Consider the following 18,458-nt stretch of genomic DNA (forward strand, 5'->3'; position numbering starts at 1 on the left):
TCGAACCACACCCGTCGGTACGGACACCTGTCCGCCAAACAAGAAGAGCCCCCCGCCCAGGAAGGGCGGGGGGCTCCGGTGATCGGTCAGGCGGCGAGCAGCTTCTCCATCCGCTCGAGACCCTCACGGGCCAGGCGGGTGTTCACGTGGGCGTAGCCCTTCGTGGTGAGCACGGAGGAGTGCCCGAGGATCGTCTGGATGACGTGGATGTCGACGCCGGCCTCGAGCAGCAGCGTGGCGACGCCATGCCGGGCATCGTGCAGCCGGACCGGCGGCAGCTTGGCGGCGGCGAGGATGGCCTTCCAGGCGTTCCGGTCGGTCTTCTGGTCCAGCGGCATCCCGTCGGCGCGGCGGAAAAGGAGGTCGTGCTTCTCCGTCTCCGCCGGCATCCGCTCGATGTGCGTCTCGAGGGCGACGTGGAGCGGCTCGATGATCGGGACGACGCGGAAGGAGCCTCCGGTCTTCGGGGGGAGGAGCCAGTAGCCGCGGCCAAGGTCTCGCTGGGGGATCGACTCGTCGGGCTTCGCGCCCTGCTTGAGCTTCTGCACCTGCCAGCGGACGGTGACGAGGTCCCGCTCGAGGTCGATGGCGCCGCGCTCGATGCCGAGGCACTCGCCCTGCCGCATCCCGGTGAAGAGCGCGAGGGCCCACCGCGCCGCGAGGGGGTCCTCGGCGACCGCCTCGAGCAGCGCGCGGGTCTGGGCGCCGGTGAGCACGCTGGTCTCGACGTGGCGCCGCTTCGGCGCCGCAACATGGTCGCGGTCGGCGGGGTTCTGGCGGAGGTGGCCGGCGCGGACGGCGTCGCGGAGGATCACGGCGAGGATGCGGTGGATCTGCAGGCGGGTGGTGGAGGAGACGGGCCTCTTCGCGTCCTTGCCTTCGCCGTACCCGGTCTTGCAGAGCTCTTGCACCGCTTCGACGTGGCGGGGTGTGAGGTCGGCGAGCTTCACCCGGCCGATCGCGGGGATGATCCAGCGGCTGACGTACCCGGCGTACGTGTCGAGGGTGCGGGGGCGGAGCCGCTCCGGCGCGGTCTCCTTGAGCCACTTCTCGCACCAGGCCTTCACGGTGGGCGCTGCGGTGATGACATCGCCGTGCTGGTCGAGCTCGGCGCGGAGGTCGCGGAGCTTCTGGGCGGCGATGCCGCGGTCCTTCGAGCGGACCGTCTTGCGGCGCCGCTTCTGGTCGGGCCCCTCGGGGAGGGTGACACTCGCGGTCCAGTAGCCCCTGCTGTCCTTGTAGAGCGACCCGTCGCCCTTGGCTCTCGCCATCCGTTCCTCCTGGTGTAGCCATTGGTGTAGCCATACCTGCACCTAGACAGGTCTACCCGTACACCTAGGATAGTGCCTCTGACCCGCGGATATGTCGATACCCCCGCTCGTCAGGAGCCTATTGCATCGGACTTTTAATCCGCGGGTCGAGGGTTCGATCCCCTCCGGGCCCACTGCTGGTCAGAAACGCATTGTTCTGACGAACCAACTTCCAGGCGCTGTTTCAGGTGCACCGAGGCCGTAATCGGCTGCACGACCGTAGGTCAGGTGTGGCAGAGACTTCTCGGCCGTCCTGCTCATGCTCCGGCAATGCCTCCCGCGCGCCATGTCCCATTGGCTGGATGGCAGCGGCGGCACCTTCCGCTTGCTCGCCCGATGCTCTCCGACGACGGAACCAGCACCGTGGTGGGGTGAACGCGACGATCAGATCGCCCACCGCCGGATCAGGCCGGGCCGACCGATAGATTTCGGGGGGTAGCAACGGGCCCGGTATCGCGGCCGCGACCTCGTGGAGTGGTGCTTTAACGGCTCTTCGCGGCTCGTGGTGAAGGAGAGCGTCGCGTCGCTGGCGTAGAACGACCCGTGGTCCTGCTGTGATGGGTGTTGTCTAGACAGCCACATCCCAGAGGACCACGAGCCTGTGCATGAGAATACGGGTTCGCAGCGAGATGCTGCGAGCACGATCTTCAACCTGCCCGACTACCGCGTCATCGACGCGATCGACCTGCCCGATGGAGGCCGGCGGGTGGTGATCGAATCCATCGAGCCGCCGGGCTGTCCGTCGTGCGGGGTGCTCGCGACCAAGGTCCACTCCCGCCGATCCCAGAAGGTGCGAGACGTGCCCGTGGCCGGGGCGATGGCGGTGGTGTGGGCCAAGCGGCGCTGGTTCTGCCTCGAGTCGGCCTGCGCCCGGCGCACGTTCTGGGAAGCGACCGACCAGGTCCCGCACCGCGCGCGCTCGACGACCCGGCTGCGGGATCAGGTCGTCTCCGCGGTGATCACCTCTGGCCGGGCAGCCTCGGAAGTCGCCCGGGCCCATGGCGTCTCGTGGTGGCTGGTCCAGGCCGCGCTGGCGGCTGCCGCCGTGGTCCTGCCCACCGCCGAGGACGTGTCAGTGACGCGCCTGGGCATCGATGAGCACCGCTACCGGTCGGTGCGCTGGTTCCGCACCGACGACGGTGCCTGGAGACGGTTCGAGCCCTGGATGACGACCCTGGTCGACCTCTCCACCGGGCAGGTCCTCGGTATCGTCGACGGCCGGGACTCCACCGCCGTCGGCGACTGGCTCGCCCAGCGCTCCGAGCTCTGGCGGGAGCGGATCGAGATCGTCGCCATCGATCCCTCGGCCGCGTTCCGCAAAGCACTGCGGACCTACCTGCCCCGCGTTGCGGTCTCGGTCGACAAGTTCCACCTCGTCAAGCTCGGAAACGACATGGTCACCACCGTCCGTCAACGCCTAGCCCGCACCCATCGCGGTCGTCGCGGCCGCAAGGACGACCCGGCCTGGGCCCACCGGATGCTGCTGCTACGCGGCGCTGACACCCTCACTCCACGGGCCTGGGAGCGGTTGGAGTCGGTGTTCCGCACCGATGACCCCACCGACGAGCTCTCGGCCGCCTGGGGCATCAAGGAGCAGCTCCGCCGCTTGCTGGCCACCGACACCCTCGCCCAGGCCTGGGACGAACGGATGCGGATGGGCTACTTCGCCCAGCTCGCGAACATGCCCGAGGCGACCAAGCTCTACGACACCGTCGTGACCTGGTGGGACGCGATCGAGGTCCTCATCGTCACCGGCGCGACCACCGCCCGAGTCGAGGCAGCGAACACCGGCATCAAGAACATCAAACGCACCGGCCGCGGCTTCCGTAACGCGGAGAACTACCGGACCCGTATCCTGTTAGCCAGCGCCGCGAGAACCGTAGCGTGAATACCCGCTACAGCAGGGTCATTCACCACGAACCGCGAAGAGCCGCTTTAACCGTCTCAAGCAGTGGCGAGGGATCGCGCTGCGCTCCGACAAGAGCGCCGGCTGTTACCACGCCGGACTGTGCCTGGCCGCCACCCCCCACTGGCTCGCCACCGGTGAGCGCAGCGCGGTTCAGACGTAACGGCAGACCTGGTCTGGGCCGCAGGTGTCGGGGTGGAGGGTGGTGGCCTCGTCACGGAGGGAGGTGAGGGTGTCGCGCAGTGCGGTCAGGCTGCGCAGCTGGTGCTCGATGTCCACCAGGCGTTTGTCGAGCAGATCGCGGACGTGGCCGCAGGGGGCCTGTCCGCCGTCGCGGATCTCCAGCACCTGCTGGATCTGGGCCAGGGTGAGTCCGGCGGCCTGGCCGCGGCGGACGAAGTTCAGCCGGTCGAGCACGGTCGGTTCGTAGTCCCGGTACCCGGCGGCCGTCCGGTTCGGGGCGGGCAGCAAGCCCTGCGCTTCATAGAACCGCAGTGTCTTGGTGCTGGTGCCCGCGGCGGAGGCGAGTTCACCGATCCTCATGACAGCCCTCTTCCCGGGGTCCCCGAAGGGATGGACTTGACCTTCCCCTGCACTGGAAGGTCCATTCTGGCCTCAGTGGAGTAGTTCGACAAGTTATGGGGGGAGCGCTCGTGGGCGAGAAGGTAGACCTGGCAGTGATCGGCTCCGGGGGTGCGGCGTTCTCCGCCGCGATCCGGGCCCGGAACCTGGGCAAGTCGGTGGTGATGATCGAGCGCAGCACGGTCGGCGGGACCTGCGTGAATATCGGTTGCGTGCCGTCCAAAGCGCTGCTCGCCGCCGCCGAGACTCGGCACGTCGCCGCCGATGCGACCGGCCGGTTCCCCGGCATTGCCGCCGGGGCCGGCCCGGTGGACATGCCGGCCCTGATTCAGTCCAAGCAGTCGCTGGTGGAGGGCCTGCGGTCGGACAAGTACGTCGATCTCGCTGCTTCCTACGACTGGCCCATCAGGCAGGGCGTCGCCTCCTTCGCCGGAACCCCGGAGGCCCCGATGCTGCAAGTCACCGGCCCGGACGGGAACGCCGAGGTGGTCGAGGCGAAGCATTACCTGGTCGCCACCGGCGCCCACCCCTGGATCCCGAACCTCCCAGGGCTGGAGCAGGTCGACTACCTGACCTCGACCACCGCGATGGAGCTCACCGAGGTCCCCGAGTCCCTGTTGGTCCTCGGTGGCGGGTACGTCGCCTTGGAGTTGGCCCAGCTCTTCGCCCGGCTCGGCTCGACGGTGACCATGTTGGTCCGCTCCCGGCTGGCCTCCGCCGAGGAGCCCGAGGCAAACCAGGTGCTGGCATCGGTCTTCGCCGACGAGGGCATAACGGTGCTCCGCCACGCTCAGCTCGCCACGATCAGCCAGGACGAGGCGACCGGTGAGGTGATCGCCACCGCGACCGTCGAAGGCCGGACCGGCCAGTTCCGCGCCCAGCGGGTGCTGGTGGCACTGGGTCGACGTCCGGTCACCGACTCCCTGAACCTGGAGATGGTCCAGGTCCAGACCGGTCCCAGCGGGGAGATCATCGTCGACGATTCACTGGCCACCGCCAACCCGCGCATTTGGGCCGCCGGGGACGTCACCGGGCACCCGGAGTTCGTCTACGTCGCCGCCCACCACGGGGCGATGGCTATCGACAATGCCTTCACCGGGGCGGGACGGACGGTCAACTACGCCCACCTGCCCCGGGTAACGTTCACCAGTCCCGCCATTGGCGCGGTCGGGATGACCGAGACAGAGGCCCTGGCGGCCGGCTACCGCTGCAACTGCCGAGTGCTGCCGCTGGATTACGTGCCCCGTGCCCTGGTCAACCGGGACACCCGCGGATTCATCAAGGTCGTCATCGATGATGACACCGGCCGCATCCTCGGCCTCACCGCCGTCGCCAAGGACGCCGGCGAACTCGCTGCCGCCGGCGTCTTCCTTCTCGAGGGGCACCAGACCTATCAGGACGTCGCCGCCATGTGGGCGCCCTATCTGACCATGGCCGAAGGCATCAAGCTCGCCTGCCAGTCCTTCACCACCGACCCCTCCCAGCTGTCCTGTTGCGCCTGATCCGGCCACGCGATAGTCACCGCTGCCTTTAGCAACACGGCCTAGTGCACAGGCGAACGATGCCGCCCCCGGCAACCAGGGAATTGTGGCGCTGAGTTTCTCCGCGCGTCAGTCAGTGGGGCGTTGTGGATGCAGGAAGAATTTCGGTCAGTAGGTGGCGGACGCGGGCGTCGATCTCGTCGCGGACTTCGCGTGCTTGCTTGAGTGTGCTGTCTGCTGGGTCGCGGAGGTCCCAGTCCTCATAGCGTTTGCCGGGGTAGATGGGGCAGGCGTCTCCGCAGCCCATGGTGATGACGACGTCGGCTGCGCGGACGACATCATCGGTGAGGGGCTTGGGGAATGCGGAGGCAAGCTCGATTCCGATCTCGTGCATGACTTCCACGGCGCGTGGGTGGAGTGCGTCGCTGGGTGCGGATCCGGCGGAGCGGACGTGCACTCGACCCGCGGCGTGGTGATCCAGCAGCGCGGCGGCCATCTGTGAGCGGCCTGCGTTCTGAACGCACACCAGCAGCACTTCGGGGACGTCGTGGGGGGCGGCGCCCTTGGCTTGTGCGAGGGCGGTCAATCGGTCTCTGGCGAAGCGCTCGGTGAGTGAAGGCAGGTGGGAGGTGATCTTGGAGGTGCGAGCCAGAGCGGTGTAGGACTCGAAGACGTACCGGTCAACCGTCTCGGCAGCGAACACCCCGGTGAAGCGGCGAGAGAGATCGCCGGCGATGCTGTGGAGGACGTGCTCGGCGCTCAAGAGCGAAGGGGTCTCACGCTGCGATGCCATCTTGATCCTCAGTTCTGAGCCGAGGTGGTCGAGGTGCCCTGCGGGAGAAGGCTGGCGATGAGCTCCTCGACGCGGGCGCGGATCTCATCGCGCACGGGGCGGACCTCCGCGACGCCCTTCCCGGCCGGGTCTGCGAGCTTCCAGTCCTCGTAGCGCTTGCCGGGGTAGATCGGGCAGGCGTCGCCGCAGCCCATGGTGATGACGACGTCGGAGGCCTGGACGGATTCGGGGGTGAGGATCTTCGGATTCTGGTGGGAGATGTCGATGCCGACCTCGGCCATCGCCTCTACTGCGGCGGGGTTGATCGAGTCGGCGGGCGCGGAACCGGCGGAACGCACCTCGATGCGGTCACCGGCGAGCTCACGCAGCCATCCCGCCGCCATCTGGGAGCGGCCGGCGTTGTGGACACAGACGAACAGGACACTGGGACGTGCGGTCACGAGGATCTCCAAAGCAGGCAGTAGGGAATCAGGCGATATCGAGGAAGGCGCGGAGTTCGGCGAAGGCCGACGGAACGACGGAGTAGTGGGCCCAGCGACCCTTCTGCTCGCGCGTGAGCAGGCCGGCGTCGACGAGCTTCTTCATGTGGTGGCTGACGGTGGGCTGGCTGATCCCGAGCGGTTCGGTGAGGTCGCATGCACAGACTGAATCGCAGCCCTGGGTGGCGACGTGGGAGAGGAGCCGGAGGCGTGTGGGATCGGACAGCGCCTTGAGCAGGGACGCGATCCTCTCGGCGTCGACGATGTCGACGGGCCCGGCGGACAGCGTGCAGCACTCGTCGGACGGGGTGCTCTCCTTGATCCCGGCAGCAACAGTCTGGGTCGTCGTGGTCATGCCCTCACCTTACATTGACAGTCATCGATGTACAGCATAGCGTTCGGATCGATATCCGTCGATGGAAGGTGCCGAACACTGATGAGTACGACCACCAAAAACGTGGAGCAGCCACGCGTGATGAAGGAGATGTCCTTCCTGGATCGCTGGCTGCCGGTATGGATCCTGGCCGCAATGGTCGTAGGGCTCCTGCTGGGACGGTTCATCCCCGGCCTGAACACCGCTCTGGAAGCGGTGAAGATCGGCTCCGTCTCCCTGCCTATCGCGATCGGGCTGCTGGTGATGATGTATCCGGTCCTCGCTAAGGTCCGCTACGACGAGACCCGCCGCATCGGCGCGGACAAGCGACTGCTGATCTCTTCGCTGGTGCTGAACTGGCTGATCGGCCCTGCACTGATGTTCGCGCTGGCGTGGATCTTCCTGGCCGACCTGCCGGAGTACCGCACGGGCCTGATCATCGTCGGCCTCGCCCGCTGTATCGCCATGGTGCTCATCTGGAACGATCTTGCCTGCGGTGACCGCGAGGCTGCCGCCGTGCTCGTCGCGATCAATTCCGTCTTCCAGGTCATCGCCTTCGGTGCCCTGGGCTGGTTCTACCTCCAGGCGCTCCCCTCGTGGCTGGGGCTGCCGACCACGTCGGCAGAGTTCTCGATCGGCGCGATCGTCCTCAGCGTGCTGATCTTCCTCGGGATCCCCCTGGTCGCCGGGTTCCTCACGCGCGTGGTCGGGGAGCGAGCGAAGGGCCGTACCTGGTACGAGGAGCGCTTCCTCCCGAAGATCGGCCCGTGGGCCCTGTACGGGCTGCTGTTCACCATCGTGTTGCTGTTCGCGCTCCAGGGCGACGCGATCATTTCCGCTCCGGGGGACGTGGCCCGTATCGCCCTGCCGCTGTTGGTCTACTTCGTGGTGATGTTCCTGGGGTCGTTCCTGGTCGGCCGGGCGATCGGCCTGAACTACGCGAAGTCCACGACCGTCGCCTTCACCGCCTCGGGCAACAACTTCGAGCTCGCCATCGCCGTCGCCATCGGCACCTTCGGCGTCACCTCCGGCCAGGCTCTCGCGGGTGTCGTCGGCCCCCTGATCGAGGTCCCCGTCCTCGTCGGCCTCGTCTACGTCGCCCTTGCGATGGGTCGCCGCCTGTTCCCCGGCGACGCCACCGTCCCTACCCGATGACCAGCAGAAAGATCGAGTCACGATGACTACGAAACGTCCCGCAGTCCTGTTCGTGTGCGTGAAGAACGGCGGCAAGTCCCAGATGGCCGCGGCCCTCATGCGCCACCACGCCGGAGACGCCGTCGAGGTCCACTCCGCCGGCACCCGGCCCGGCAGCTCCATCAATGCGCAGTCTGCGGAGGCGATCGCCGAGGTCGGTGCGGACATGTCCTCCGCTGTTCCGCAGCCGGTCACCCCGGAACTGCTGCGCAGCGTCGATCACGTGATCGTCATCGGTGGCGAAGCCGTCATCGAGCCGGTCGACGGGATGGCAGCGCCGGTGACCACCTGGCACACCGATGAACCCTCCCAACGCGGCATCGAAGGGATGGAGCGCATGCGCCTGGTCCGCGACGACATCGACGCTCACGTCCGCGCGCTCCTGACCGACCTCACCCAGACCTCGAACTGACCTCACCAGCAGCAAGGAGTCCCATCGTGCTCACCACCGCAACGACCTCGCATCCCGTAGTCATCATCGGCGCCGGCCCCATCGGCCTGGCCGCCGCCGCCCAACTCTCCGAACGCGGCCTGCCGTTCGTCGTCCTCGAGGCCGGATCCACGGCAGCAGCGGCGATCACCGATTGGGGACACACCAGGCTGTTCTCCCCGTGGCAGTACAACCTCGATGCCGCCGCACAGCGCCTCCTCGAGGCCAGCGGCTGGATCGCCCCCGATAGCGAGGCTCTGCCGACCGGTCACGAACTGCGCGAGCAGTACCTCGAACCTCTCGCGCACCTTCCTCAGATCGCCGAGTCGATCCGTTACGACGCGCGAGTGACCGCTGTCTCCCGCGCTGGCATGGACAAGACCCGCACTGCACGTCGCGAGGAGACGCCCTTCCTGGTCCGGATCGAGACCGCTGATGGATACAGCGACGACGTGCTCGCCTCCGCCGTCATCGATGCGTCCGGCACCTGGTCCGCGCCGAATCCGCTGGGCCAGGCGGGGCTCCTCGCTCCCGGTGAACGACAGGCCCTCGCCGCGGGTCGCATCACACCGCCACTACCCGACGTGCAGGGCCGTGATCGCGAGCGCGTCGCCGGCAAACGCGTCATGGTGACGGGTGCCGGCCACTCGGCCGCCAATACCCTGCTGGACCTCGCAGAACTGGACGCCGCCACCACGATCATCTGGGCCGTTCGCACCGCTGACCTCACCCGCGTGTACGGGGGCGGCGAGCAGGACGAGCTCGCAGCGCGGGGAGCCCTCGGCTCACGACTGCGCCAGCTGGTCGACTCCGGACGCATCGAGGTCCTCACCTCGTTCACCATCACCCACTTCAGCCTCGAGGACTCGTTGACTGTTCATGCGGTGACCCCGAACGGGGAGCGAGAGGTGAGCGTCGATGTGCTGGTGCCAGCCACCGGGTTCCGCCCCGATCTCGGAATGCTCGCTGAGCTTCGCCTGAACCTGGACCCAGCCGTCGAGGCACCTACGCAGCTGGGACCGCTCATCGACCCCGAGTTCCACTCCTGCGGATCCGTCGAGCCCCACGGGGAACGCGTCCTCTCCCACCCGGAGAAGAACTTCTACATCGTCGGCATGAAGAGCTACGGCCGCGCCCCCACCTTCCTCATGGCCACCGGCTACGAACAGGTCCGCTCCATTGCGGCAGCCCTTGCCGGCGATCGCGAAGCAGCAGACGCGGTCCACCTCGAACTGCCCGAGACCGGCGTGTGCACCACCGACCTCGGCGGCAGCTGTGACGCCCCCGCGCCAGCCGACGACGCCTGCTGCTCCTCCAGCCCGCAGATGATCGAGCTGTCTGTCGGGCGATGACTCGCCAGCCGAACATCGATTGCTGATCGTCCCGCTGACAGCCGGTCCTGTTCCGCCCCCGGCCGCGTCGACCAGGCCTGAACCCGCCGTGGCTTCGCCAGGTAGGCGGCGGGGCCCTTCGGGCTGTGCGTGGCAGATATCGGTGACGCCGAGTATCAGAGCACTTCGGACGGGTTCCTTCCTGGACCAACCGATCATGATTGGTGACCACGAAGTCACAGCCACAAGACGCTCGAGTGCTCGCCGGAGCCCATGACGTTCGGCGTGGCGGAACGAGGCCTCGATCGTCGGGGAAGCGAGTTCGGGCTCACCTGGCCGCCAGCGTCACTACTATTCAGTAGCTGGTATATAGTTCAGTGCATGCTGACTATTGCTTCCCGTCTCGACGTGATGAACCGCCTGGGTCGTGCACTGGCCGACCCCACTCGATCCCGGATCATCTTGACCCTGCTCGACCATCCCGCTTACCCGGCGGAACTGGCCCGAGATCTGGACCTGACACGCCCGAACGTGTCCAACCACCTGGCATGCCTGCGCGATTGCGGGATCGTCGTCTCCGAGCCCGAGGGTCGTCGGACACGATATGAGATCGCCGATTCGCACCTGGCGCAGGCGCTGACGGCACTGGTCGATGCCACCCTGGCAGTGGACGAAGACGCCCCGTGCATCGATCCCGCCTGCTCGCTTCCCGGATGCGACGCAGCTGGGGAGGGCGCATGATCCTCACCTCGGTCTTGCAGGCGATGGGCCTGTTCGCAGCGACCAATATCGACGACATCATCGTGCTTTCCCTCTTCTTTGCTCGAGGTGCGGGTCAGCGCGGCACTACGGCCCGCATTCTGGCCGGGCAGTACCTCGGGTTCGCCGGCATCCTCGGTGCCGCGGTCCTGGTGACCATCGGCGCCGGAGCGTTCCTGCCCTCGGCAGCCATCCCGTACTTCGGTCTCATCCCTCTGGGCCTCGGCCTCTGGGCCGCATGGCAGGCCTGGCGCGGAGACGATGACGACGATGACGACGAGGCCAAGGTTGCCGGCAAGAAGGTCGGCGTGTGGACCGTCGCAGGCGTCACCCTTGCCAACGGCGGCGACAACATCGGCGTCTACACCCCTGTCTTCCTCAGCGTGGAACCTCTCGCAGTAGTCGCCTACTGCATCGTCTTCCTCGCGCTCGTCGCGGTCCTGGTGGCCCTGGCAAAGTTCGTCGCCACCCGCCCCCCGATCGCCGAAGTGCTCGAACGCTGGGAGCACATCCTCTTCCCCATCGTTCTTATCGGTCTCGGCATCGTCATCCTTGTCAGTGGCGGAGCTTTCGGCCTCTGACTCAGCTAAAGCAAACACAGGTGCCGGGCTCGATAGATCGGTCCCGGAACCTGGACCCGGGACACTTCGTCGCGTCGGCATCGTCCGAGCGGAGTCCGGATCTGAGCCCCGACGAGTTCCCACCGTTCAACGGGGAGGGCTTGCTCATGGTGAGCTCGTCTGAGTTCCAGCGCGCACCGGTCGATGGCTAGCCTGACCGGGGCTAGTGGAGTAGCTGGCGCAACAGTGAACGGGAGACTGGGCAGCATGTTGAGGATCGGTACGCGCCGGGTTGCTTCCCGTGCGGCGAACAGAGTGGCAGACAACGACGCCGAGACGGCCGCCTCGCCTGTCGGCGCAGCAGTTTCCGGGATTCGATGCGGGGCGAGCTGGTGAGCTCGATTCGCACCAGAATCCTCATCATGGGTGCTGCGGCCCCGTGGGCTCTGCTCTGGACGGTGATCGCGGCCGCCATGGCGGGAGCACCGGTCTCGATGGAGCTCGTCGATGCCGGCCCGGTGGTGCGGTGGGGTTTGCCGATCGTCGATGCCATCGGTGATGTGGTCGGTGCCGCGACCGTGGCGTGCCTCGTGCTGGCGCTCGTCGTGCTGCCCCGCCGTGCGGAGCCGTCCGCGTCGGAGGCTGATCAGGAACACGCTGCCGTGTCTCGGTTCCATCCAGCGTACGAGCGGACGCTCGATATCGGTATGGGCCTGGGAATGGTGTGGTCAACGCTGCTGGTCGTACGGATGGTGCTTGGCTACGCTTTGGCGGCGGGCCAGGCACCCTTCTCCCCGCGGTTCGGCTCCGATCTCCTGATGTACATCACACGGCTTGAGCTCGGTCAATACCAGCTTGCCGGGGCGGTGTTCGTCGCCGCTGCCTCGACCATGCTGATCGTCGTGAGGTCCCGTACGGGGCTGCTGATCTCGCTGAGTCTGGTGTTCGCGGCGTTGGTGACGAAGTCGATGACGGGCCACGCCTCGGGGCAGACCTCCCATGAGGCGGCCACGAGCGCGATGATCGTGCACCTCGTGGCTGCCGGAGTGTGGCTGGGTGGGCTCGCGCTGCTCGTGCTGGTTGCGGGCCGGCTCGGAGCACGACTGAGGGATGTCGCCGAACGGTTCAGCGTCCTGGCGCTTGCTTGTTATGGGGCGTTGGCCGCCAGCGGTATCGCCTCTGCCCTGGTCCGGCTCTCCGCGCCTCTGGACCTTGTGACCACCGCGTACGGGTGGATGCTCGTGCTGAAGACGGTGTTGCTGGTGCTGCTGGGTGGCGCTGGCTGGTGGCAGCGCCGACGGGTACTGGGCCGGCTGCGGGACTCGGATCGCCGGAGAGACTTCCTGTGGCTCGCCGCGGGGGAAGTCTTCCTGATCGCGGCGGCGACCGGACTCGCTGCCGCACTGTCGAACACGGCGCCTCCGGTGCCGGACGAGCCTGAGCCGGTCACCTCGACGGCTGAGGCGCTGACCGACTATCCACTGCCTGCTCCGCCTGAGCTGGCGACGCTGCTGACGACCTGGCGTGTGGACGTCGCCGGAATGGCACTCGCCCTCGGTCTCGCGGTCATCTACCTCTGGGTGCACCTGCGCCGCCCGTTGACGGGCACTGGCGGGCGACGCTGGCCCGTGGCCAGGACTTCGGCGTGGGTAGCGGGATGCGTGGTCATCTTTTGGGTGACGAACGGGGCACCGGGCGTGTACGCGCCGGTGCAGTTCTCCGTGCACCTGAGCCAGCACGCGCTGCTTGCTCTGGTGGCAGTGCCTCTACTGGTTGCCGGGCGTTTCGGTGATCTCGTGCGGGATCGGATCGCTCCTCGGTCGGACGGTTCGGCGGGACTGCGCGAGCTCGTCGACTGGAAGCCTCGCTCCCGTGCGGGTCGGTGGCTCGCTCACCCGGCGGTGTTGGCGCTGCTCGGCGCGGCGGGATTTGCAGCGATCTACCTGACCCCGGCGCTCGGCGCGGGGTTGCATACCGCGCCCGGCCGACTGGTCGTGCTTACTGCCGCTGTGGTGGCCGGTGCTGCTGTGGCGCTGCCATTCCAGGGTAGGGCGCTGGGTGGTGGCATGGTCGCTGGGCGGGAGCGCTGGGTGGCCCTGGTTGTGGGGGCCGGCTTTCTTGCTGGGCTGGCGCTTCTGCTGGTGCTGGCGCTCCCGGTCGTGGAGCCCGACTGGTTCGCAGTCATGGGGCGGACCTGGGGCCCCGATGCGTTCGGAGATCAAAGGCTTGGTGGCCGGGTCCTGCTTGCGCTGGTTCTGACGCTGGCAGTCCTGCACGGCGCGGTCATCTCGCGATCGCGACGGAGCAGCGAAGGACTCTCCGTAGGTCGTTCCGCCTCAGCGCGGTACTGAGCCGGGTTCTGTTGCTCGCCGCGGCGTGCCGTGATGCGTTGTCCTGATCGGGTTCGTGATGGTCAGTCGGTGTTGTCACCGGGGCTGCGGCGCAGGCGGACGATGATCGCACCGATCGCGGCGAGCAGTAGGAGCAGAGCGAGGCCGCCGAGGATCATACCGAGAGGAAGGCCGCCCTCGCTCTGTTGAGCCTCTGCCGGTTCGGCAGCGGTGTCTTCCGTGCTCGGTTCGTCCGTCCCGGCGGTCGGCTCCTCGCTCTCCTTCGGCTCCTCCGATTCGGAGTCCGCTGTGGCCGTGGGCTCGGCACCGACTGTGACGGTGAAGTCGACCGTGCCTTCGATCGGGTGGCCGTCCGAGGAGACGACACGCCACAAGACCTGATAGTCATCGGCGGGCAGCGGCGGCAGGTCGATCGTGGCCGTGTTGCCGGACACGGCGGGGGTCTCGGTGAAGATCTCCTCGCCGGCGGAGGTGGTCAGTCGCACGGCCGGAGAGAGGTTGAGAACCTCATCGCTGTAGGTGAGCTCGAGCGCCTCGGGAGCCTGCTCGAGGCTTTCGCCTGCTGCCGGGTTCGAAGAGGTCAAGGTGTCGTGCGCCGACGCCGCGGGCAACAATGCGGGCACCACCAGTGGCATCAGTACGGCGGCGAGCAGCCCGAACAGGCTGGCCAGCATGATCCGCACCGCCGTCCCGGTGGTTCCGCGAGCAGCCGTCGTGTCCGCCGTCATGAACGTCTCCTCCTCGGGTGACCCCTCGTGCGGGCCGGTTTGTCCCCATGACCGGGGCGCATCGAGTGTAGCGACGTGCCACCAGCGACCCCTTCGCTCATCTCCCAGGATCGACTCGTCCAGTCCCACCCCTTTACAGAACCCCACACGACGATATCATCGCCATATGACGATTGATGCGATCCCGGCCGAGCTGCAGTTCGAGGTGGCAGACAGTCATGCCGCGCTCTTCCATGCTCTCGCCGAACCCACACGCTTGGCTCTCCTCCAGCACCTCTCGACCGGTGAGCATCGAGTTCGCGACCTTGTCGAACACATGCACCTTGCCCAGTCGACCGTCAGCAAGCATCTCTCGTGCCTGCGCGACTGTGGTCTGGTCACCGCGCGCACTGAAGGCCGCGCATCGTGGTTCGCTCTCACCGATTTGCCCCGACTGAGCGACCTACTCGAGGCGGCTGACGACCTGCTCGACACCTCCGGGACCACCCTGTCCCTGAAGAACCACCGCGATCACGAGAACCTCGAGGACGGGGGCCTTTGATGAGCTCAGGACACGACCATTCGCACGGCGGTAGCGGATCGAGCACGGCCCGGACGCGACTCGCCATCGCCTTCGCCATCACCTCCGTCATCGTGCTCGCGCAAGCGATCGGGAGCGTCGTCACCGGCAGTCTTGCTCTGCTCACGGACACGGCGCATGCCCTTGTCGACGCCTCCGGTCTGCTGGTCGCGTTGATTGCGGCGACCATGATGTTGCGCCCGGCCAGCAGCAGTAAGACCTGGGGATTCGCTCGCATCGAGGTACTGGCAGCCTTGGCCCAGGCCACGCTCCTGATCGTGGTCGGCACCTACACCGCCGTCGAGGGCATTTCGCGACTGACGGACCCCCCGGACGTTCCCTCGGGTGAGCTGCTCATCTTCGGTGTGATCGGGCTGGTCGCGAACATCGCCGCGATCCTCATCCTGGCCGGAGGCAAGGATTCGAGCCTCAACATGCGTGCCGCGTTCCTCGAGGTCCTCAATGACGCTCTCGGTTCGCTCGGCGTGATCACTGCCGCGATCGTGATTCAGCTGACCGGATTCCAGCAGGCTGATGCGCTGGCCGGTTTGTTCATCGCCGCGTTGATCGTGCCTCGGGCGTTCCGCATCATGGCCGAGACGCTGCGGATCCTCATGGAGTACACCCCGAAGGGTGTGGATCTCGATCAGGTGCGCGAGCACATCCTTGCGCTCGACCACGTCCAGGATGTCCATGACCTGCATGCCTCGGCGATTGGGAGCAATCTGCCGATCTTCTCTGCGCACGTCGTCGTCGGGGAGGAGTGCTTCGAATCGGCCCACGCATTGCGGATCCTCGAAGAGGTCCATGTCTGCGTCAGGACGCACTTCCCGATAGCGTTCGAGCACGCCACGATCCAGCTGGAGAGCCCGTCCGTGCATCGAGGCGAATCCGAGCGCACCCTGCACACGTAGCCTGCACCGATCCGCACGTCCCCTGGCCGCAGGGGAGCGCGACAAAGCGGCGCGCATCCCACTCGGGGGTGGGGTGCGCGCCGCGGGTAGTCGCTGGGCTCAGCGGAAGGAGACGAAGGTGGGGTTGCCCCAGATGGTGCGCTCGGTGACCGCGCCGGGAGAGCGTCCTGCATCGACGACCTTGTCGCCGCCGGCGTAGATGCCCATGTGGCCGGGCCACACGACGAGGTCGCCGGGCTGCGCCTCGGACTTGGAGATCTGGGTGCCGGCGTCGACCTGCTGGCCGGAGGTGCGCGGAAGGTCGATGCCGACCTGCTTGTAGGCGTACTGGGTCAGGCCGGAGCAGTCGAAGCTCACGCCCGGGTTGCTCGAGCCCCAGGAGTAAGCGGCACCCATCTGGGTCCGTGCGGCGTCGACGATCGCCTGCCCGGTGCTGCTGGAGGAGGATGCGGGCGCAGGAACCGACGCACCACCACCGCCGACGCCGGGGGCCGAACCGTTCAGGGAGCCGCGCGTCTCGGGGCCCACCACGCCATCGACCTGCAGGCCGTTGGCCTGCTGGTAGTCCTTCACCGCGCCATGGGTACGCGGGCCGAACTTCCCGTCGACGGCGAGCGAGGAGCCCTCATCATTCAGTGCGGACTGGAGCTGCTCGACCGAGGCACCCTGGGATCCCCAGCGAAGCTTCTCGGAGGACGACAGAGCCTGTGCCGGCGCCGGGGCAGCAGGTGCGGCGGCCTGCGTGACCGCGGACGGCGCGTTTGCCGGAGCTGCGGGTGCTGCCTGGGCCGCACCACCAGCGAAGGCGGAGCCGAGGAGCACGGTGCCGAGGACGGCGGCGCCTCCAGTGCCGCGCAGGGCGCGTCCGCTGTGTCGAAGGGGGGTGACTGCGCGGCCGGCCGCGCGATGGGAATTGCTCGTGGCCATGAATGTTCTCCGTGAATATCCCCGAGTTTATGCACGGGGTCGTCTGGCATTTGGTCGCGGCAACGTCGACAGCAGAGGACGCGTCGGGAAGGAATCTCGTACCTCGTTACCGGTGGGACCAACGTACCGACCCAAACACCCTCCCAATAGCGCCATGGGCGACCCCGACCGACGATTTCTCCTTCTCTTGAACACTCTCGCCACATGGGCCCCGGGGTCACACCGTCTCTTTACCAAACCCCGGTGCCGCAATGGGGTCGACCTCACGAGTCGCAGTCGAGGTGGACGGGCCCGTGTCGGTCACCGGTAGCAGATCGGGAGGAGAGAGTACCTTCGTGAGGCTCAGACGACGGGCTGGAATGTGGCGATGGAGCCTTGGAGCTGATCCATCCATGAGGCCCACACTCCCGTGAGTAGCAGCAGGCCGATCGCGATGAGCAGCGCCCCGGATAGGACTCCGATGAGTCGGCGATGGCGGGCAAGTGCCCTGCTCACGCCCATCGCCCTGTCAAGTAGCAGGGCGCTGAGGACGAAGGGGATGCCCAGTCCGAGCGAGTACGCCAGGGCCAGGATCGCGCCCCGAGCCGCAGAACCTCCGTCGGCGCCGGCGTCGAGGGATAGCGCGATGATCGCGGCGTAGGTAGGGCCGATGCAGGGTGTCCAGCTCAGCCCGAAGACGAAGCCCATCAACGGGGCCCCCAGAAGGCCCGCATCAGGGCGTCTCCTGGACACCTGGACATTTCCTGTCAATCGAGGGAACATGCCCATGAAAATGAGCCCCATAAAGATAACGATGAGGCCCGCGACCCGATTGATCCATACTGCGTGCGCTTGAAGGAGATATCCCACCGCACCAGCGAACCCGCCCAGCGCCATGAATACCACCGCGAAGCCCGCGACGAACAGCAAGCTCCCACCCAACATTCTCCCAGTTCCCTCTCGGAAAAGGGTCCCCTGTCGTCGCGCCGTCCCGGTATTCTCAGGCGTTTGCCGGGTTAGCTTGGTGGTCTTCAGTCCTTGTCCGGCAAGCCCGGAGACATAACCGAGGTAGCCCGGCACGATCGGCAGCACGCACGGCGAGAGGAACGCGATCAGGCCAGCGACAGCGGCGACGGTGATGGCCAGCAGAAGAGACCCGGACAGGGCGATCGACTGGAACGTCTCCGCGAGTCCATTGACGCTCACGCGGCTCCTTCGGCGAGAACGGCATCGAGCATCGCTCTCAGGATGGAGGGGTCGATCGCTCCAGAGATCCGGCCTGCGGCGCGGCCGTCATGGTCGAGGACGAGAGTAGTGGGGACCGCGTTGGGTGCGACTTGGCCGCGCAGCTGGTACATGATCTCTGCGTCCGAGTCCGGCAGCGAAGGGTAAGTGATCCCGTAGGTCTCCTCGAAGGCCCCGGCGGGCCCTGCCGAATCGCGGACGTTGATCCCGATGAATGAGACGCCCTGGTCGGCGTACTCCTCGTGGATGGCCTGCAGGTCCGGTGCCTCCACCCGGCATGGCGGGCAGGAGGCGTACCAGACGTTGACCACCAGCACCGATCCCCAGTGGTCTGAGGAGTCGAATCGTTCGCCGTCGTAGCTGGTCCCGGTGAACTCGACGGGTTCTGTGCGATCGGCGGGAGCGATCTCGGTGGTCACACCGTTGCCGGAGACGTATCCGGCGTCCTCGGAGTCGTAGCGATCGCCGGTGTCAGTGCTGCCGCAGGCAGTGACCAAGCCGGTGGTGGCGAAGAGGCCGGTGGCGTACAGGATCCGTCGCCGGGGGTGGGCGCGCAT

General features: G+C 67.2%; 19 protein-coding genes. 10 read left to right on the forward strand and 9 right to left on the reverse strand.

Annotated elements, in window-relative coordinates:
- Positions 1 to 86: 86 nt before the first annotated feature.
- On the reverse strand, positions 87 to 1,271 hold the full coding sequence (locus BN4251_RS04860; protein ID WP_087484019.1) for a tyrosine-type recombinase/integrase: 1,185 nt from the start codon (positions 1,269 to 1,271) through the stop codon (positions 87 to 89).
- A 640-nt stretch (positions 1,272 to 1,911) separates the two neighbouring features.
- Here BN4251_RS04860 and BN4251_RS04870 point away from each other — a divergent pair.
- A complete protein-coding gene (locus tag BN4251_RS04870; protein WP_087483965.1) occupies positions 1,912 to 3,198 on the forward strand; it encodes an ISL3 family transposase in 1,287 nt (428 codons plus the stop codon).
- Between the two features lie 171 nt (positions 3,199 to 3,369).
- Here BN4251_RS04870 and BN4251_RS04875 read toward each other — a convergent pair whose 3' ends face one another.
- Positions 3,370 to 3,759: a heavy metal-responsive transcriptional regulator gene (locus tag BN4251_RS04875; RefSeq protein WP_087484020.1), complete on the reverse strand. Its 390-nt coding sequence runs from the start codon at positions 3,757 to 3,759 to the stop codon at positions 3,370 to 3,372.
- Positions 3,760 to 3,854: 95 nt separating this feature from the next.
- On the opposite strand from BN4251_RS04875, the gene merA reads away from it, so the two are divergent.
- Positions 3,855 to 5,300, forward strand: coding sequence for a mercury(II) reductase (gene merA / locus BN4251_RS04880; RefSeq protein ID WP_087484021.1), 1,446 nt, complete (start codon positions 3,855 to 3,857; stop codon positions 5,298 to 5,300).
- A 112-nt stretch (positions 5,301 to 5,412) separates the two neighbouring features.
- On the opposite strand, the gene BN4251_RS04885 is transcribed toward merA, so the two are convergent.
- The 3 genes from BN4251_RS04885 to BN4251_RS04895 all read right to left on the reverse strand — a co-directional run bounded on the left by BN4251_RS04885 (position 5,413) and on the right by BN4251_RS04895 (position 6,906).
- Positions 5,413 to 6,072: an arsenate reductase ArsC gene (locus tag BN4251_RS04885; protein ID WP_087484022.1), complete on the reverse strand. Its 660-nt coding sequence runs from the start codon at positions 6,070 to 6,072 to the stop codon at positions 5,413 to 5,415.
- A gap of 8 nt (positions 6,073 to 6,080) precedes the next feature.
- Positions 6,081 to 6,455, reverse strand: a complete 375-nt coding sequence (locus tag BN4251_RS04890; RefSeq protein WP_245810232.1) for an arsenate reductase ArsC — start codon at positions 6,453 to 6,455, stop codon at positions 6,081 to 6,083.
- Between the two features lie 85 nt (positions 6,456 to 6,540).
- Positions 6,541 to 6,906, reverse strand: a complete 366-nt coding sequence (locus BN4251_RS04895) for an ArsR/SmtB family transcription factor (RefSeq protein WP_087484024.1) — start codon at positions 6,904 to 6,906, stop codon at positions 6,541 to 6,543.
- 81 nt (positions 6,907 to 6,987) lie between these two features.
- On the opposite strand from BN4251_RS04895, the gene arsB reads away from it, so the two are divergent.
- The 6 genes from arsB (at position 6,988) to BN4251_RS04925 (ending at position 13,549) form a co-directional block, all read left to right on the forward strand.
- Positions 6,988 to 8,079, forward strand: a complete 1,092-nt coding sequence (arsB, locus tag BN4251_RS04900; protein ID WP_087484025.1) for an ACR3 family arsenite efflux transporter — start codon at positions 6,988 to 6,990, stop codon at positions 8,077 to 8,079.
- Positions 8,080 to 8,101: 22 nt separating this feature from the next.
- Positions 8,102 to 8,530 (forward strand): arsenate-mycothiol transferase ArsC, encoded by a 429-nt coding sequence (locus tag BN4251_RS04905; protein WP_087484026.1) that lies wholly within the window; start codon positions 8,102 to 8,104, stop codon positions 8,528 to 8,530.
- Positions 8,531 to 8,556: 26 nt separating this feature from the next.
- Positions 8,557 to 9,900, forward strand: a complete 1,344-nt coding sequence (locus BN4251_RS04910; RefSeq protein ID WP_087484027.1) for an FAD-dependent oxidoreductase — start codon at positions 8,557 to 8,559, stop codon at positions 9,898 to 9,900.
- 360 nt (positions 9,901 to 10,260) lie between these two features.
- Positions 10,261 to 10,620, forward strand: a complete 360-nt coding sequence (gene cmtR, locus BN4251_RS04915; protein WP_006590980.1) for a Cd(II)/Pb(II)-sensing metalloregulatory transcriptional regulator CmtR — start codon at positions 10,261 to 10,263, stop codon at positions 10,618 to 10,620.
- On the forward strand, positions 10,617 to 11,219 hold the full coding sequence (locus BN4251_RS04920) for a cadmium resistance transporter (protein WP_016997609.1): 603 nt from the start codon (positions 10,617 to 10,619) through the stop codon (positions 11,217 to 11,219). The genes cmtR and BN4251_RS04920 overlap by 4 nt, the downstream gene beginning before the upstream one ends.
- A 401-nt stretch (positions 11,220 to 11,620) precedes the next feature.
- Positions 11,621 to 13,549: a cytochrome c oxidase assembly protein gene (locus tag BN4251_RS04925; protein WP_170931841.1), complete on the forward strand. Its 1,929-nt coding sequence runs from the start codon at positions 11,621 to 11,623 to the stop codon at positions 13,547 to 13,549.
- Positions 13,550 to 13,611: 62 nt separating this feature from the next.
- Here the strand turns inward: BN4251_RS04925 and BN4251_RS04930 are convergent, their stop codons facing one another.
- Positions 13,612 to 14,277: a copper resistance CopC family protein gene (locus BN4251_RS04930; protein ID WP_087484029.1), complete on the reverse strand. Its 666-nt coding sequence runs from the start codon at positions 14,275 to 14,277 to the stop codon at positions 13,612 to 13,614.
- 166 nt (positions 14,278 to 14,443) lie between these two features.
- Between BN4251_RS04930 and BN4251_RS04935 the strand changes: the two genes are divergently transcribed.
- Positions 14,444 to 14,818 carry an ArsR/SmtB family transcription factor gene (locus BN4251_RS04935; protein WP_087484030.1) on the forward strand — a complete coding sequence of 125 codons (375 nt, stop codon included), beginning with the start codon at positions 14,444 to 14,446 and terminating at the stop codon, positions 14,816 to 14,818.
- Positions 14,818 to 15,750, forward strand: a complete 933-nt coding sequence (locus BN4251_RS04940; protein ID WP_087484031.1) for a cation diffusion facilitator family transporter — start codon at positions 14,818 to 14,820, stop codon at positions 15,748 to 15,750. Before BN4251_RS04935 ends, BN4251_RS04940 begins: the two co-directional genes overlap by 1 nt.
- 99 nt (positions 15,751 to 15,849) lie before the next feature.
- Here BN4251_RS04940 and BN4251_RS04945 read toward each other — a convergent pair whose 3' ends face one another.
- The 3 genes from BN4251_RS04945 to BN4251_RS04955 all read right to left on the reverse strand — a co-directional run bounded on the left by BN4251_RS04945 (position 15,850) and on the right by BN4251_RS04955 (position 18,458).
- On the reverse strand, positions 15,850 to 16,677 hold the full coding sequence (locus tag BN4251_RS04945) for a C40 family peptidase (RefSeq protein ID WP_087484032.1): 828 nt from the start codon (positions 16,675 to 16,677) through the stop codon (positions 15,850 to 15,852).
- A 342-nt stretch (positions 16,678 to 17,019) separates the two neighbouring features.
- A complete protein-coding gene (locus BN4251_RS04950) occupies positions 17,020 to 17,862 on the reverse strand; it encodes a cytochrome c biogenesis CcdA family protein (protein ID WP_087484033.1) in 843 nt (280 codons plus the stop codon).
- Complete coding sequence (locus tag BN4251_RS04955) at positions 17,859 to 18,458, reverse strand: TlpA family protein disulfide reductase (protein WP_087484034.1); 600 nt, start codon at positions 18,456 to 18,458, stop codon at positions 17,859 to 17,861. The genes BN4251_RS04950 and BN4251_RS04955 overlap by 4 nt, the downstream gene beginning before the upstream one ends.

The sequence above is a fragment of the Brachybacterium massiliense genome (genome assembly GCF_900184245.1).
Classification (GTDB): Bacteria; Actinomycetota; Actinomycetes; order Actinomycetales; family Dermabacteraceae; genus Brachybacterium; species Brachybacterium massiliense.

What these genes read in the sequence shown, in the direction of transcription:
- BN4251_RS04860 (WP_087484019.1), bottom strand. Translation starts at nt 1,271, where the DNA reads ATGGCGAGAGCCAAGGGCGACGGGTCGCTCTACAAGGACAGCAGGGGC.
- BN4251_RS04875 (WP_087484020.1), bottom strand. Translation starts at nt 3,759, where the DNA reads ATGAGGATCGGTGAACTCGCCTCCGCCGCGGGCACCAGCACCAAGACA.
- merA (WP_087484021.1), top strand. Translation starts at nt 3,855, where the DNA reads ATGGGGGGAGCGCTCGTGGGCGAGAAGGTAGACCTGGCAGTGATCGGC.
- BN4251_RS04885 (WP_087484022.1), bottom strand. Translation starts at nt 6,072, where the DNA reads ATGGCATCGCAGCGTGAGACCCCTTCGCTCTTGAGCGCCGAGCACGTC.
- BN4251_RS04890 (WP_245810232.1), bottom strand. Translation starts at nt 6,455, where the DNA reads ATGGCGGCGGGATGGCTGCGTGAGCTCGCCGGTGACCGCATCGAGGTG.
- BN4251_RS04895 (WP_087484024.1), bottom strand. Translation starts at nt 6,906, where the DNA reads ATGACCACGACGACCCAGACTGTTGCTGCCGGGATCAAGGAGAGCACC.
- arsB (WP_087484025.1), top strand. Translation starts at nt 6,988, where the DNA reads ATGAGTACGACCACCAAAAACGTGGAGCAGCCACGCGTGATGAAGGAG.
- BN4251_RS04905 (WP_087484026.1), top strand. Translation starts at nt 8,102, where the DNA reads ATGACTACGAAACGTCCCGCAGTCCTGTTCGTGTGCGTGAAGAACGGC.
- cmtR (WP_006590980.1), top strand. Translation starts at nt 10,261, where the DNA reads ATGCTGACTATTGCTTCCCGTCTCGACGTGATGAACCGCCTGGGTCGT.
- BN4251_RS04920 (WP_016997609.1), top strand. Translation starts at nt 10,617, where the DNA reads ATGATCCTCACCTCGGTCTTGCAGGCGATGGGCCTGTTCGCAGCGACC.
- BN4251_RS04925 (WP_170931841.1), top strand. Translation starts at nt 11,621, where the DNA reads ATGGGTGCTGCGGCCCCGTGGGCTCTGCTCTGGACGGTGATCGCGGCC.
- BN4251_RS04930 (WP_087484029.1), bottom strand. Translation starts at nt 14,277, where the DNA reads ATGACGGCGGACACGACGGCTGCTCGCGGAACCACCGGGACGGCGGTG.
- BN4251_RS04935 (WP_087484030.1), top strand. Translation starts at nt 14,444, where the DNA reads ATGACGATTGATGCGATCCCGGCCGAGCTGCAGTTCGAGGTGGCAGAC.
- BN4251_RS04940 (WP_087484031.1), top strand. Translation starts at nt 14,818, where the DNA reads ATGAGCTCAGGACACGACCATTCGCACGGCGGTAGCGGATCGAGCACG.
- BN4251_RS04945 (WP_087484032.1), bottom strand. Translation starts at nt 16,677, where the DNA reads ATGGCCACGAGCAATTCCCATCGCGCGGCCGGCCGCGCAGTCACCCCC.
- BN4251_RS04955 (WP_087484034.1), bottom strand. Translation starts at nt 18,458, where the DNA reads ATGCGCGCCCACCCCCGGCGACGGATCCTGTACGCCACCGGCCTCTTC.